General features: G+C 65.7%; 12 protein-coding genes and 1 pseudogene. 10 read left to right on the top strand and 3 right to left on the bottom strand.

Annotated features, from left to right (window positions below):
- The 3 genes from C457_RS18530 to C457_RS18520 all read left to right on the top strand — a co-directional run.
- Positions 1 to 288: fumarylacetoacetate hydrolase family protein (locus C457_RS18530; protein WP_008097050.1), on the top strand; the 288-nt coding region annotated here is incomplete at its 5' end.
- Positions 285 to 1403, top strand: coding sequence for a D-xylose 1-dehydrogenase Gfo6 (gfo6, locus tag C457_RS18525; RefSeq protein WP_008097048.1), 1119 nt, complete (start codon positions 285 to 287; stop codon positions 1401 to 1403). The genes C457_RS18530 and gfo6, both read left to right, overlap by 4 nt.
- A 60-nt stretch (positions 1404 to 1463) precedes the next feature.
- Positions 1464 to 2441 carry a D-xylose 1-dehydrogenase gene (locus C457_RS18520; RefSeq protein ID WP_008097046.1) on the top strand — a complete coding sequence of 326 codons (978 nt, stop codon included), beginning with the start codon at positions 1464 to 1466 and terminating at the stop codon, positions 2439 to 2441.
- Between the two features lie 27 nt (positions 2442 to 2468).
- Here the strand turns inward: C457_RS18520 and xacC are convergent, their stop codons facing one another.
- Together xacC and C457_RS18510 are read right to left on the bottom strand one after the other, a co-directional pair.
- On the bottom strand, positions 2469 to 3323 hold the full coding sequence (gene xacC, locus C457_RS18515; RefSeq protein ID WP_008097044.1) for a pentonolactonase XacC: 855 nt from the start codon (positions 3321 to 3323) through the stop codon (positions 2469 to 2471).
- Between the two features lie 77 nt (positions 3324 to 3400).
- Positions 3401 to 4162, bottom strand: a complete 762-nt coding sequence (locus C457_RS18510) for an SDR family oxidoreductase (RefSeq protein ID WP_162832780.1) — start codon at positions 4160 to 4162, stop codon at positions 3401 to 3403.
- 100 nt (positions 4163 to 4262) lie between these two features.
- Between C457_RS18510 and C457_RS18505 the strand changes: the two genes are divergently transcribed.
- The 6 genes and pseudogenes from C457_RS18505 to C457_RS20280 all read left to right on the top strand — a co-directional run bounded on the left by C457_RS18505 (position 4263) and on the right by C457_RS20280 (position 11035).
- The gene (locus C457_RS18505; protein ID WP_008097042.1) at positions 4263 to 5027 is read left to right on the top strand and encodes an NAD-dependent epimerase/dehydratase family protein; all 765 of its coding nucleotides are present in this window, start codon (positions 4263 to 4265) and stop codon (positions 5025 to 5027) included.
- A 296-nt stretch (positions 5028 to 5323) separates the two neighbouring features.
- Positions 5324 to 6634, top strand: coding sequence for an extracellular solute-binding protein (locus C457_RS18500; RefSeq protein ID WP_193363441.1), 1311 nt, complete (start codon positions 5324 to 5326; stop codon positions 6632 to 6634).
- A gap of 54 nt (positions 6635 to 6688) precedes the next feature.
- Positions 6689 to 7642 carry a xylose/arabinose ABC transporter permease XacH gene (xacH, locus tag C457_RS18495; protein WP_008097040.1) on the top strand — a complete coding sequence of 318 codons (954 nt, stop codon included), beginning with the start codon at positions 6689 to 6691 and terminating at the stop codon, positions 7640 to 7642.
- A 2-nt stretch (positions 7643 to 7644) separates the two neighbouring features.
- Positions 7645 to 8574 (top strand): xylose/arabinose ABC transporter permease XacI, encoded by a 930-nt coding sequence (gene xacI / locus C457_RS18490; RefSeq protein WP_004972182.1) that lies wholly within the window; start codon positions 7645 to 7647, stop codon positions 8572 to 8574.
- Between the two features lie 3 nt (positions 8575 to 8577).
- Positions 8578 to 9801, top strand: a complete 1224-nt coding sequence (locus tag C457_RS18485; RefSeq protein WP_008097039.1) for an ABC transporter ATP-binding protein — start codon at positions 8578 to 8580, stop codon at positions 9799 to 9801.
- Positions 9802 to 9803: 2 nt separating this feature from the next.
- Positions 9804 to 11035 (top strand): annotated as a pseudogene (locus tag C457_RS20280) (ABC transporter ATP-binding protein).
- A gap of 327 nt (positions 11036 to 11362) precedes the next feature.
- Here the strand turns inward: C457_RS20280 and C457_RS18475 are convergent.
- On the bottom strand, positions 11363 to 12601 hold the full coding sequence (locus C457_RS18475) for a xylonate dehydratase (protein ID WP_004972176.1): 1239 nt from the start codon (positions 12599 to 12601) through the stop codon (positions 11363 to 11365).
- Between the two features lie 180 nt (positions 12602 to 12781).
- Here C457_RS18475 and xacF point away from each other — a divergent pair, with 180 nt between their 5' ends.
- Positions 12782 to 14230, top strand: coding sequence for a 2,5-dioxovalerate dehydrogenase (xacF, locus tag C457_RS18470; protein WP_008097030.1), 1449 nt, complete (start codon positions 12782 to 12784; stop codon positions 14228 to 14230).
- The last annotated feature ends 108 nt before the right edge of the window (positions 14231 to 14338 follow it).

Here is a 14338-nt window from a genome sequence, read left to right as displayed (position 1 = left end):
GTCACGCCCGATGACATCGACGACCCTCACGAGTTAGAGATGAGCATGACCATCGAGCGCGACGGCGAGGTCGTCTACGACGACGCCACGAACACTAGCGAGATGGTCCGCAGTTGCGAGGAACTCGTGTCGTACTTCACGCGCCACAACACGGTCCCCGAACTGGCGGTCATCCTCACCGGCACCTCGCTCGTCCCCGAACAACCGTTCGACCTCCAAGAAGGCGACCGCGTCGACATCACCGTCGAGGGTATCGGCACCCTCTCGAACGGCGTCACTACCGTATGACACCCACACCCACCGATATCACAGAGGAGTTCACGCGCCGCGACTGGCAGGGCGACGACGTGACGGGAACCGTTAGGCTCGCCATGATCGGCCTCGGCTGGTGGACCCGCGACGAGGCGATTCCCGCGGTCGAGGAGTCCGAGTTCTGCGAGACGACGGTCGCCGTCAGTAGCTCGAAGGAGAAAGCCGAGGGCGCGAGAGAGCTGGCCGGGTCGATAACCCACGGGCTCACCTACGACGAGTTCCACGAGGGCGTCGCGGCCGACGCCTACGACGCGGTGTACGTCGTCACGCCGAATGGATTACATCTCCCGTACGTCGAGACCGCCGCCGAGTTGGGGAAGGCCGTCCTCTGCGAGAAACCGCTCGAAGCGTCGGTCGAGCGGGCCGAGAAACTCGTCGCCGCCTGCGACCGCGCCGACGTGCCCCTGATGGTCGCCTATCGGATGCAGACCGAACCGGCCGTCCGACGCGCCCGCGAACTCGTCGAAGCCGGCGTCGTCGGCGACCCGGTGTTCGTCCACGGGCACATGTCCCAGCGCCTGCTGGACGAAGTCGTCCCCGACCCCGACCAGTGGCGACTCGACCCAGAACTCTCCGGCGGCGCGACCGTCATGGACATCGGGCTCTACCCGCTGAACACCGCCCGGTTCGTCCTCGACGCCGACCCCGTCCGCGTCAGGGCGCGCGCCCGAGTCGACGACGAGGCGTTCGAGGCCGTCGGCGACGAACACGTCAGCTTCGGCGTCGACTTCGACGACGGCACGCTCGCGGTCTGCACCGCCAGCCAGTCGGCCTACCAGTCGAGCCACCTCCGGGTGACCGGCACCGAGGGAGAACTCGAAATCGAGCCTGCGTTCTACAACCGACAGAAGCGCGGCTTCCGGCTGTCGTGGGGGGACCAGTCAGCCGACTACGACTTCGAGCAGGTGAACCAGATGACCGAGGAGTTCGACTACTTCGCGTCCCGCCTCCTGACGGAGACCGACCCCGACCCCGACGGCGACCACGCGCTCGTGGACATGCGCGCGATGGATGCGATTTACGCCGCGGCGGAGCGCGGCACCGACGTCCCGGTCGACACCGACGTCGACTCCGCCTCCGACGAGGCGTAAGCCCCGATTCGACGCGTTTTCGCCCGGAGTTTTATTATCGGGGTCGCCGCACCTCCCCGCATGCAGTTTGGTATCCTCGGCACCGCAGGTATCGGCATCGAATCGGTGATTCCGGCGATTCAGGCGAGCGACCACGCGGCGGCCGCCATCGCGTCCCGCGACGAGACGCGGGCGAGCGCGGTCGCCGACGAGGTCGGCATTCCCACCGCGTACGGCAGTTACGAGGCGCTGTTGGCCGACGACTCCCTCGACGCGGTCTACATCCCACTTCCCAACAGCCTCCACGCCGACTGGGTTCGGGCGGCCGCCGACCACGGTCTGCACGTGCTCTGCGAGAAGCCGCTGACCGCCAGCGCCGACGAGACGGCCGCCGTCTTCGACTACTGCGAGGACGCGGGCGTCACGCTGATGGAGGGGTTCATGTATCGCTTCCACCCGCGGACCGAGCGGGCCGCGGAACTCGTCGCCTCGGAACTCGGCGAGGTCGTCTCGGTCACGTCGAACTTCTCGTTCCGGCTGCCCGACGGGGCGGAGAACATCCGCATCGAGCCCGAACTCGCGGGCGGGAGCGTCATGGACGTCGGCTGTTACGCCATCAGCGCGGCGCGACTCTTCCTCGGGACGCCCGACCGGGTGTACGCGACCACGACCGACACGCGCGACTGCGGCGTCGACACGCGGATGTCGGGCGTCTTGGAGTACGACTCCGGCGCGACCGCCCGGGTCGAGTCATCGTTCGATACGCCCGAGACGCAGTACTACCGCGTCCAGACCACCGACGGTTGGCTGGAGGCGAAGACCGCGTTCAACATCGAGCCGACGGCGTCCGCCGAACTCACCTACGCGACCGACGGCCGCGTCGTCACCGAGACGTTCGACCCGATAGATAACTACCGACGCGAGGTCGAGGCGTTCGCCCGCGCCGTCGAGACCGGCGAGACGCCGCGAATCGACCGCGAGGAGTCCGTCGACCTCATGCGGACCATCGACGCGGTTTACGAGAGCGCCGACACCGGGCGCGCGGTCGACCTGAACTGACCGCCCGCGGGCGGTGTCCGCTTCGGCTCAGTCCAGCCGAACGTCAGAGCGGAACTCGGGGCGACCGGTCGCCTCCACGTCGAGGCGAAACAGCGCCCCGGCCGCGTCGCCTGCTCTCCCGTCCGGGTCGCCGCCGGCGGTCGTCACGTAGAGCGTATCGAGGTCGGACCCGCCGAACGCGACGCTCGTCACTTTCTCCGTCGGCACGTCGAACCGTTCGAGTTCGGTTCCGTCGCCGTCGTACTTGACCACACAGCCCCCCTCCCAGCGGGCGGACCAGATGTTGCCCGCCGAATCGACCGTCATACCGTCCGGCAGTCCGGGCGTGTCCGGCGATTCGACGAACCGCTCGCGGTCCGAGACGGCTCCCGTCTCCTCGTCGTAGCCGTACCGATAGATGGTGTGTACCTCGGTCTCCGTGAAGTAGAACCGCTCGCGGTCGCGGGTGAAGCCCATCCCGTTCGGAATGCCGACGCCGGTCTCGACCGTCGTCACCGTCCCGTCGGTGTCGAGGCGGAACAGCCGCCCGCCCGCGGATTCCGTGGGCATCGTCCCGCAGAACACCCGCCCGGCGGGGTCGGCGATGACATCGTTGAACCGGGTCGGCGAGTCGACAATTCGCGTCACCGCTTCGAGTTCGCCATCGACGACGCGGCCGACGCGACCGCGGTCCATGAACGCCAACAGCGACCCGTCGCGCTGCATCGTCACGCCGGCGAGAACCGACGTTTCGACGGGACAGTCGTGCGCTCCCGTCTCGGGGTCGTAGCGGTGGAGCCGCCCGGCTTCGATGTCTACCCAGTACAGCCGCTTTTCGTCGGGGTGCCAGACCGGCCCCTCGCCGAGCCGGCACGACGTGTCGACCGCTCGTGTGACAGTCATGGCCGTTCGTTCGCAATCGACCGCAAAATACGCTTCCCCCGAGTTCGCGGGGGTCGCCGCCACTCTCGTCGACGCCTTCAGAAGTGCGAAATCTTGTCTCGCCGGTAGAGGTCGAGCGAGAGCACCGTGTTCGGCGACCGCTGCCGGACCGCGTAGGCGATGGCGTCGGCGACCTCTATCGCCTCCGTCACCTCGCCCTCGTCGAACGACTCCGCCTGCGTCTCGCCGCTCTCGGAGCCGAACTCGGTCCTGACCTCGGTCGGGTTGACGCAGGTCACGCCGACGTTCTCCTCGCCGATGGACCCCTGCAGGCTCGACGCGAACCCGCGGACCCACCACTTCGTCGCGGCGTACACCGGGTTGTGGGGTCGCGGGTGGTTCCCGGACATACTCCCGAGGAAGACGATATTGCCCTCCGTCTCCACGAGGTGCGGAATCGCCTCTCTCGCCGTGTAGAACATCCCGTCGACGTTGACGCCGGTCATCAGCCGGTACTCCTCGTCGGTGAGTTCAGCGACCGGCTTGTCGACGCCGAGACCGGCGTTGCAGACGACGATGTCGAGCGAGCCGAACCGCTCGACGGTCGCGTCGACGAGCGCCCGGACCGCGTCGGGGTCGGTCACGTCGGTCGGCACGACGCTCACGGCGGCGTCCGTCGCCGCGCGAATCTCGTCCGCGAGCGATTCCAGTCGCTCGACTCTGCGGGCGGCGAGACATACGTCCGCGCCGTCTTCGGCGAGCACGCGCGCCGTCGCCGCGCCGATTCCCGAACTCGCTCCCGTGACGAGCGCCGCCCGCCCGTCGAGCGGGTCTTCCAAAGCGGTTGGTCGGTCGACCATACACCGTGATTGTGACCCTGTCGCATACGTGTTTTCCCCGTGGCAATCCGGCGACGGGCGCTTGGAACACGTTTATTAGACTTCCGTCGATTGTCATTGTATGGCACGTATTGCGGTTACCGGAGCGGCTGGCAACGTCGGAAGAGTCACGGTCGAGACGCTGGACTCGGACCACGACGTGACGCCCATCACGCACCGAGAACGCGAGGGACTCGATAGCATCATCCTCGACGTGCGCGACGAGGACGCGCTGACTGAGGCGTTCGAGGGCCACGATATCGTCGTTCACCTCGCGGCCAATCCGAACCCCGACGCGGCGTGGGACAGCGTCTACGAGGTCAATATCGGCGGCACGTACAACGTCTACGAGGCGGCGCTGGCGGCCGACGTCGACCGACTCGTCTTCGCCAGCACGAACCACGTCCACCAGATGTACAACATCGCCGACCCGACCCGCCCGGAGACCCTGGCCGCCGACGCCGAGGCGGTCGGCGTGTCGGACCCGGCGCGTCCCGACTCGTACTACGGCGTGAGCAAGGTGTTCGGCGAGGCGCTGGGCAACTACTACGCGGACCGACACGGACTGGAAGTGCTCAACCTCCGCATCGGGTGGCTCCTGACGGCCGAGGAGGTCCGCGAGAAGATGGACGAGGAAGAAGACGTCGCGCGCTACGTCCGCGCGATGTGGCTCAGCCCCGACGACTGCGCACAGGGGATGCGCCGGGCCGTCGAGGCTCCCCTCCCGGACTCGCCGCTCGCGGTCAACCTCGTCTCCGCGAACGACGACCGGTACCTCTCGCTCACGGAGACGATGCGCGCCATCGGCTACCGCCCGCGGGACAACTCGGCGACTGTCGTGGAGTGAGCGGGGACCGGAGCGAACTGTGAGTGAGGTTCCGACCTGTCGCGAGGCGCGCCGCGGCTGACGACGCCCGTCCCCGCTCGCCGGTTGGTTCACCCGTCGAACGCGGTTCCGAACTATTATTCAGGAGAACGAACGCGAAACATTTTCGAGACGAGTTGATTCAACCCCTCCGTTTTTATATCATCATCAGTCATTCACAACCTATATATGAGGGAAGATAACATGGGTACAACATGGCTGAGCATGGCTGTAGCGATGAAAGTGTGAACCGCCGAAAGTACCTGAAAGCCCTGTCCGTGGGTGCCGCCGCCGGCCTCGCTGGATGTACCGGGGGTGGCGGCTCCGAGACCGAGGCCACCGAGGGCGGGAGCGGTTCCGACGGCTCCGGCGGCGACACCGAGACCGGTGGGGACAGTTCAGGCAGCACGTGGGACTCGCAGCTCGAAGTCCTTCACGGCTGGGCCGGCGGCGACGGCGAGGCGGCGGTCACCGCGCTCATCGAGGCGTTCGAGGAGGAGCACCCCGAGATGGATACGAACTTCCAGGCGGTCGGGGCCAGCGCGAACGTGAACCTCAACGCGACGATTCTTCGACGGCTCGCGAACAACAACCCGATGAGTTCGTTCGCCAACTGGCCGGGGAAGAACCTCGAACGGTACTCGGGCGCACTGATGGACCTCGAAGCCGACGTGTGGGACGCCGAGGGATTCAAAGACACCATGCAGTCCCGCGCGGTGGAAATGTGTAAGCTCAACGACAAGATGCCGGCGGTCCCAATCGGGTCCCACCGGATGAACAACCTGTTCTACAACCCCGCCGTCTTCGAGGAGGCCGGCATCGACGCGTCGAGCCTCGATAGCGTCGACGCGCTCCTCGACGCGCTCGAAACCATCGACCAGAACACGGACGTGACGCCGATGGCGCAGGCGATGGTCGCGCCGTGGACGAACCTCCAGCTTTGGGCGCAGATTCTGACGAGCCAAAGCGGCGTCGAGGCGTACACGAACTTCATCGAGGGCAACCCCGACAGGGCGGCCGTCGTGGAGGCGCTCGAGGCGCTGAAGACTATCAACGAGAACTACATCACCGCCGACGCCTCGTCCATTAGCTTCACGACGGCGGGCCAGAAGGTCATCTCGGGGAAGGCGGCCACCATCCACCAGGGGAACTGGGTCTACGGCATGTTCCGCGCCGACGACAGCTTCAACTACAAAGAGCAGTGGGATTGGATACCGTTCCCGGGCACGGAAGGTATCTACTTCTACCACGTCGACTCCATCGTCGCGCCGAGCAACAACCCGAGCCGCGAGGAGACCATCGCGTGGCAGAAGTTCGTCGGCTCGAAGAAGGCCCAGATCGCCTTCAACAACCCCAAGGGGTCGGTTCCGCTCCGCACCGACATCGACCCGAGCGAACTGACCGACTTCCTCGCGATGACGTACGAGGACCTCACCGATTCGGAGGCCTACCCGCCGACCATCGCCCACGGGCTCGCAGTCACGCCCAAGACGATGGGCGCGTGTAAGACCGCCTTCGGCGACAACTTCATGGGGCCGTTCAAGGTCGAGGCCACCGCCGACGCGCTCATCGAAGCGGTCTCCGAGTAGGGCTTCGGTCGAAACTACACCTTTATCACTCACAAATAAAATATAGGTATATCCATGGCCACACACGATAACACGGAGCACGTCTCCGACGCGACCGACGAGGCGGTCGGGTGGGAGTCGAAGCTCCAGTATTTCCTCAACAGCGACTTCGTTCGCTCCGCGCCGTACTGGGGAATCCCGTTCGTCCTCATGAGCATCGCCGTCTACGGTGGCATCGGCTACAACTTCGCCATCTCGTTTACGGACTACGAGGGCCTCGGAACCCCCGATTACTCCGTTCTCGACCTGGAGATGTACGCCCAGGCGCTGTCGAGCGACGCGTTCATCGCCGCCGCGCAGAACAACTTGGTCCTCCTGGTAGGCTTTACGACTATCTGTCTGGTACTCGGACTGTTCCTCGCAATCCTGTTGGACCACGGCATCCGCTTTTCCGAGAAGTTCCAGACGGTCTATCTCCTCCCGATGAGCCTCTCGTTCGTCGTCACCGCACAACTGTGGCTCTGGATGTTCAACGTCGAAAGCGGCATCCTCAACCTCGTCGTGACGACCCTCGGGTTCAATCCCGTGGACTGGCTGGGGAACCCATCAATCGCGCTCGGTGCGGTGATATTCGCCCTCATCTGGCAGTTCAGCGGGTACACGATGGTCGTCTACCTCGCGGGGCTCCAGTCGATTCCCGACGACCAGTTCGAGGCGGCCCGCGTCGACGGCGCGAGCATCACTCGGACCTACCTCCGCATCATCGTCCCGCAACTGAAGGAAGCGTCCGTCAGCGCGGCCGTCGTGTTGATGGTGTTCGCGCTGAAGGCGTTCACCTTCCTGTACGCTCTCGTCGGACGCTACCGCCCGCCGAACGGGACGGACATCCTGGCGACACTCATGGTGCGCCGCGCGTTCAAGTTCGGTGAGTGGGCCTACTCGGCCGCCATCGCGACCATGCTCCTCGTCATGGCGCTCGGCGTCATCGGACCGTACCTCTACTACCAGTACAAACAGGGGAGTCTCTGACCATGTCACAGTCGTCATCCACAGGCAGTTTCGACGTCGCATCGCTCGTCGAGGACGTGAACCTCCGGCGCGTCGCCCAGTACGCGCTCGTCGTGTTCTTCCTCGGCTTCTTCCTCGTCCCGCTAGAGACGGGAATCATGACCGCCATCAAGACGAACGAGTCGGTCGCCCGCTCGCTCCCCTTCGCGCCGCCGGTCGGCGAGGGCTTCACCCTCGGTAACATCCAGTTCGCCCTCGAACAGCTCTCGGGGTCGTTCTTCAACTCGCTCATCATGTCGATTCCGGCGACTATCGGGAGCGTCCTGTTCGGGAGCATGGCCGCCTACGGCCTCACGATGGTCAACTGGCGGGCCCAGATGGGCGTGCTGATGCTCTTCGTCGTCGGCGTCTTCGTCCCCTACCAGGCCGTGTTGGTCCCGCTCGCGCGCTTCTGGAACAACATCTTCCCGCTCGCGCGGATGATAGAGCCGATGGTGGCGTCGATACCCTTCTTCCAGGGGTACCACGCGGAACTCGTCCCTCTCGTCATCACCCATATCGCCTACGGGATTCCCATCTGTACGATACTGTTCCGGTCGTACTACCAGAGCCTCCCGAACTCGCTCGTGGAGGCCGGTAAAATCGACGGCGCGAGCATCACGAAGATTTACCGGCGCATCATCCTGCCCATCTCGAAGCCGATGTTCGGCGTCGTGTTCATCTACCAGTTCACGCAGATTTACAACGAGTTCCTCTTCGCGTTCACGCTCGTCACCGGGTCCGACGCGCCCGCAGCACCGGTCACGCTGGTGCTGCCCGCAATCGGGGCGTCGACTTCCGGCATCGACTTCGGTATCAGGATGTCCGCGGCGTTCCTCGCCGCGGTTCCGACGCTCATCCTGTACGTCGCGTTCGCCGAGCAGTTCGCCAAGGGACTTCGCACGGAGGCCTAAGCTATGGGACAGATTCAACTCACCGACCTGACGAAGCGCTTCGGCGACACGGTCGCCGTCGACGACCTGTCGCTCGACATCGCCGACGAGGAGTTCCTCGTGCTCGTCGGCCCGTCGGGCTGTGGGAAGTCGACGACGCTCCGGATGTTCGCCGGCCTGGAGACCCCGACCAGCGGGGACATCTACATCGGCGGGGACCACATGAACTACCGCGTCCCGCAGAACCGCGACATCGCGATGGTGTTCCAGGACTACGCGCTGTACCCCCACATGACCGTCCGGCAGAACATCCGGTTCGGGCTGGAAGAAGAGGAGGGATACACGTCTGCGGAGCGCGACGAGCGCGTCGTCGAAGTCGCGGAGACGCTCGGCATCGCCGACCTGCTCGACCGCAAGCCCGACGAACTCTCGGGCGGTCAGCAACAGCGGGTCGCGCTCGGGCGCGCCATCGTACGCGACCCCGAGGTGTTCCTGATGGACGAGCCGCTGTCCAACCTGGACGCCAANCTCGGGCGCGCCATCGTACGCGACCCCGAGGTGTTCCTGATGGACGAGCCGCTGTCCAACCTGGACGCCAAGCTCCGGGCGGAGATGCGCACCGAGCTCCAGAACCTGCAGGACCAACTCGCCGTCACGACCGTCTACGTCACCCACAACCAGACGGAGGCGATGACGATGGCCGACCGTATCGCCGTCATGGACGACGGCGAACTCCAGCAGGTTGCCTCTCCCTTCGAGTGCTACCACGAGCCGAACAACCTGTTCGTCGCGGAGTTCATCGGCGAGCCGATGATAAACCTCGTCCGCGGAACGCGCTCGGAGTCGACGTTCGTCGGTGAACACTTCTCGTACCCGCTCGACGAGGACGTGATGGAGTCCGTCGACGACCGCGACGACCTCGTCTTGGGGGTGCGCCCCGAAGACATCGAAGTCGCCGACGCGGCCCCCGACGACGCCGCGCTCGACGATCACGAACTCCAGATGGACGTGACTGTCGTGGAACCCCACGGCGACCAGAACGTCCTCCACCTCTCGCACCCGGACCAACCTTCCGACGACGACGCGTTACAGGCGGTCACGGAGGGAATGCACCTCGTCACGCGGGGCGACCGCGTCACGGTGAGGATTCCGCCGGACACGATTCACGTGTTCGACGCGGAGACCGGAGCCGCGGTACACAACCGCCGACACGACCAGGAAGCCGACCTCACAGAACTCGAACAGTAGCCATGGCACGATTGACACTCGACGACGTAACGAAGGTTTACACCGAGGACGGCGGCGGCGACATCGTCGCCGTCGAAGAGATATCGCTCGACATCGACGACGGGGAGTTCCTCGTGCTCGTCGGTCCCTCGGGGTGCGGGAAATCGACGACGCTCCGGATGATGGCGGGACTCGAAACCGTCACCGAGGGCGAACTCCGACTCGAAGACCGCGTCCTCAACGACGTGTCCGCGCAGGACCGGGACATCGCGATGGTGTTCCAGTCGTACGCGCTGTACCCGCACAAGAGCGTCCGCGGCAACATGTCGTTCGGCCTCGAAGAATCGACCGACCTGCCGGACGACGAGATACGCCAACGGGTCGAGGAGACGACCGATATGCTCGGCATCTCCGACCTGCTCGACCGCAAGCCTAGACAGCTTTCGGGCGGCCAGCAACAGCGGGTCGCGCTCGGGCGCGCCATCGTACGCGACCCCGAGGTGTTCCTGATGGACGAGCCGCTGTCCAACCTGGACGCCAANGGGTCGCGCTCGGGCGCGCCATCGTACGCGACCCCGAGGTGTTCCTGATGGACGAGCCGCTGTCCAACCTGGACGCCAAGCTCCGGGCGGAGATGCGGACGGAGCTCCAGCGCCTCCAAGAGGAACTCGGCGTCACCACCATCTACGTCACCCACGACCAGACGGAGGCGATGACGATGGGCGACCGCGTCGCCGTCCTCGACGACGGCGAACTCCAGCAGGTCGGGACGCCGCTGGACTGCTACCACCGGCCGAACAACCTGTTCGTCGCGGGCTTCATCGGCGAGCCGTCGATGAACTTCTTCGACGGGTCGCTGGAGGGTGGCACTTTCCGCGGCGACGGCTTCGACTACCCGCTTTCGGACGCGACCAGAGACCAACTCGGCGGCGCGAGCGCCCTCACGCTCGGCATTCGACCCGAGGATATCGAGGTCGGCGAGCGGCGCTCCGGCGACCGAACCTTCGACGCCGAGGTGGTCGTCGTCGAGCCGCAGGGTAACGAGAACACCGTCCACCTGCGGTTCGCCGAGGGCCGCGAGGGGACTCGGTTCACCGCGACCACCACTGGACGGTCGAGGGTCGAATCGGGCGACCGGACGACCGTCTCGTTCCCCGAGGACGCGATTCACCTGTTCGACGGGGAGACCGGCAACGCGCTGAAGAACCGAGAGCTCCCGTCGAACCGCGCCATCGGCGCGTTCATCTCCGACTGACGACTCGGTCGACACCCCCTGTCGCCGTTCGTTCTTTCACCCCTGCGGGCCCTCCAGGCACCCCACCTCCTCGGACTGACCATCCACACCTTCTCTCATCTTTTGTTCGCAAGCGCTGCTCCGGTAGTCGTCAGTACTCGCCTCCCGGCAGCGCGGTAGCGACGTGCGCGAGTCGCGCCGCTCCGGTGTCGAACGACTGCGGGTAAAAGGCGGCCACGGCGGACGCGCCGCGAGCGGTGAGACGCTCACTTCTCTCGGCTGCGGTGTCGCGTCCAGTCGGTGTGTTATGTCAGGCTGATGCGGCCGCTGTGGGACAGTTTTCTCGGGTTACTCCTCGTCGAAGAGGGTCTCTCCTTCGACCATGTGTTCTCCGACGGCGTCGAGGTCGAGCGTCAGCCCGAGGCCGGGCTTCTCGGGAATCTCCATGCGACCGTTCTGAATCAGGTCGTCCTCCTCGACGAGGTCCTCCCACCAGCCGAGCTGATAGGAGTGGTACTCGAGGGCAAGCGAGTTCGGGATGGCCGCGGCGACCTGCGCGGAGGCCATCGTCCCGATGGGCGACGAGACGTTGTGCATCGCCACGGGGATGTAGTACATGTCCGCGAGGTCCGCAATCTTCCGCGTCTCGCGCATGCCGCCGACGCGGGGCAGGTCGGGCGCGATGATGTCCACCGCCTGCGGTTCGAGCAGCGTCCGCTGGCCGAACTTCCGGTAGACGTTCTCGCCGACCGCGATGGGCGTCGTCGTGGACTGGGTCACGAGCTTCTGCACGTCGTGGTTCTCCGGCGGCACGGGGTCTTCGAGCCACCACACGTCGTAGTCTTCCAGCTCGGACGCGAGGCGCTTGGCGCTCCCGCCGGTAAAGGACCAGTGGCAGTCGAACGCGACGTCGGCGCGGTCGCCGACGGCCTCGGTGACGGCCTCGACGATTTCGACCTTGTGGTCGATTTCGGGGTTGCGGAGGTGGCGGTTCGCGCGGTCCTTCTCGTGGCCCGAGGGCACGTCGAGGTCGAACTTGATGGCGTCGTAGCCGAGCTCCTCGACCACGCGGACGCCCTCCTCGGCGCAGGCCTGCGGGTTGGCCTCGTCTTCGGTGTGGAGGTCGCAGTAGACGCGCACCTCGTCGCGGTACTTCCCGCCGACGAGCTGGTAGGCGGGCACGTCGAGGAGCTTCCCGGCGACGTCGTGAAGCGCGATTTCGATGCCCGAGATGGCGGAGATGACCTTGCCCGAAACCGAGCCCTCGCCCGACATCTTCTGGACGAGGTGCTCGTAGAGACGGTCGATGTCGAGGGGGTTCTCGCCGACGAGGAACGGTTTCATCCGCTCGATGATGGCGGTGTCGCCGCCGCCCCAGTAGGCCTCGCCGGTGCCGACGACGCCCGCGTCGGTGTAGACGCGGACGAGAATCCACGGGTAGTTCCCGTCGACCATCGTCGTCTGTACGTCCGTGATTTCGGCGTCGCGGACGCCGCCTCGCGGATTCGTGATATCCATCGTCTCCGCGGACAGGTCGCGCATCGTGTACTCCGCGTTCGGGTCGCTAAGCTTCGCTTGCTCAACCATTGCGCACGTATATCTCGAAAGCCACTACAAAAGTGTGTGGGTTGGTAGTTCGTCGCTCAGTTCGCGTGTACTCCCCGAGCAGTAACCGTCGCTGTCGCCCGAGCACCGGCCGTCGTTGACGGCTTACAAATGGTGACAATTTCGCAAGAATTGTATGTCGGAAGAGAGAACACACGACCGATGACGGAACCCAGTAAAAACTACGTCAACGGTGAGTGGGTCGCTTCGGAGACCGGCGAGACGGCCGAGGTGACGAACCCCGCGAACCCGAGCGAGGTAGTCGCGACGTACCAGCACTCGAACGAGAACGACGCTGCGGCGGCCGTCGACGCCGCCGTGGCGGCCGAAGACGAGTGGCGAAACACGCCCGGCCCCGAGCGCGGGCGCATCCTCCGCGAGGCGGGCACGCTCCTCGCCCAGCGGAAGGACGAACTGACGGAGATTCTCATCGCCGAGGAGGGGAAGGCGCGGCCCGAAGCGGCGGGCGAGGTACAACGCGCAATCGACATCTTCCACTACTTCTCGACGAAGGCCGCCGACCTCGGCGGTGCGAGGAAGGGTGCGAGCGGACCGAACACGAACCTCTACACGCGGCAGGAGCCCGTCGGCGTCGCGGCGCTCATCACGCCGTGGAACTACCCCATCGCCATCCCCGCGTGGAAGCTCGCCCCGGCGCTCGCTGCCGGCAACACCGTCGTCCTGAAGCCCGCCTCCATCGCGCCCGGCGTCGTCGTCGAAATCGCCCGCGCGCTCGACGAGGCCGGCCTTCCGGACGGCGTCCTCAACGTCGTCACCGGCCCCGGTAGCTCGGTCGGTAGCGAGTTCATCGGCAACGAGGGCACGGACCTCGTCTCGTTCACCGGTAGCAGTCAGGTCGGCGAGATGGTCTACGAGCAGGCCACAGACGCCGGCAAGCGCGTTCAGACCGAACTCGGCGGGAAGAACCCGACGCTCGTCGCCGACTCGGCCGACCCCGCCGAGGCCGCCGACATCGTCGCTAACGGCGGGTTCGGCACCACCGGCCAGTCCTGTACGGCGTGTTCCCGCGCCATCGTCCACGAGGACGTGTACGACGACTTCGTCGCCGAACTCGTCGACCGCGCGGAATCCCTCGACGTCGGCCCCGGAACCGACCACGAGATGGGCCCGCAGGTCAGCGAGTCCGAACTCTCCTCGACGCTGGAATACATCGATATCGCCGAGGGCGAGGGCGCGACCCTCGTCGCCGGCGGCGGCGTCCCCGAGGGCGAGGAAGTCGAGACGGGCCACTTCGTCGAGCCGACGGTGTTCACCGACGTCGACCCCGACATGCGCATCGCACAGGAGGAGGTCTTCGGTCCGGTCGTCGCCGTCATCGAAGTGAGTGACTTCGACGAGGGACTGGTGGTCGCGAACGACGTCGACTACGGCCTGTCGGCCAGCGTCGTCACCGACGACCACACCGAGGCGAACCGCTTCGTCGACGAGGCCGAAGCCGGCGTCGTGAAGGTCAACGACAAGACGACCGGCCTCGAACTCCACGTCCCCTTCGGCGGGTTCAAGCGCTCCTCGTCCGAGACGTGGCGCGAGCAGGGCGACGCCGGTCTCGACTTCTACACCATCGAGAAGACGGTCTACGACAACTACTGAGCGGCTCCCGACGGTCGTCGACAGCGACCGTCTGCAATCGTCTCGTTCTTTTCTCTCGTCTCCTCTCGTTTCCTCTGCTGTCGTTTTCTCACCCGTCATTCGCACCCT

This window comes from Haloferax prahovense DSM 18310 (genome assembly GCF_000336815.1).
Classification (GTDB): Archaea; Halobacteriota; Halobacteria; order Halobacteriales; family Haloferacaceae; genus Haloferax; species Haloferax prahovense.
The sequence above is the reverse complement of the archived record's forward strand: the minus strand, read 5'-3'. Positions and strand labels throughout refer to the sequence as shown.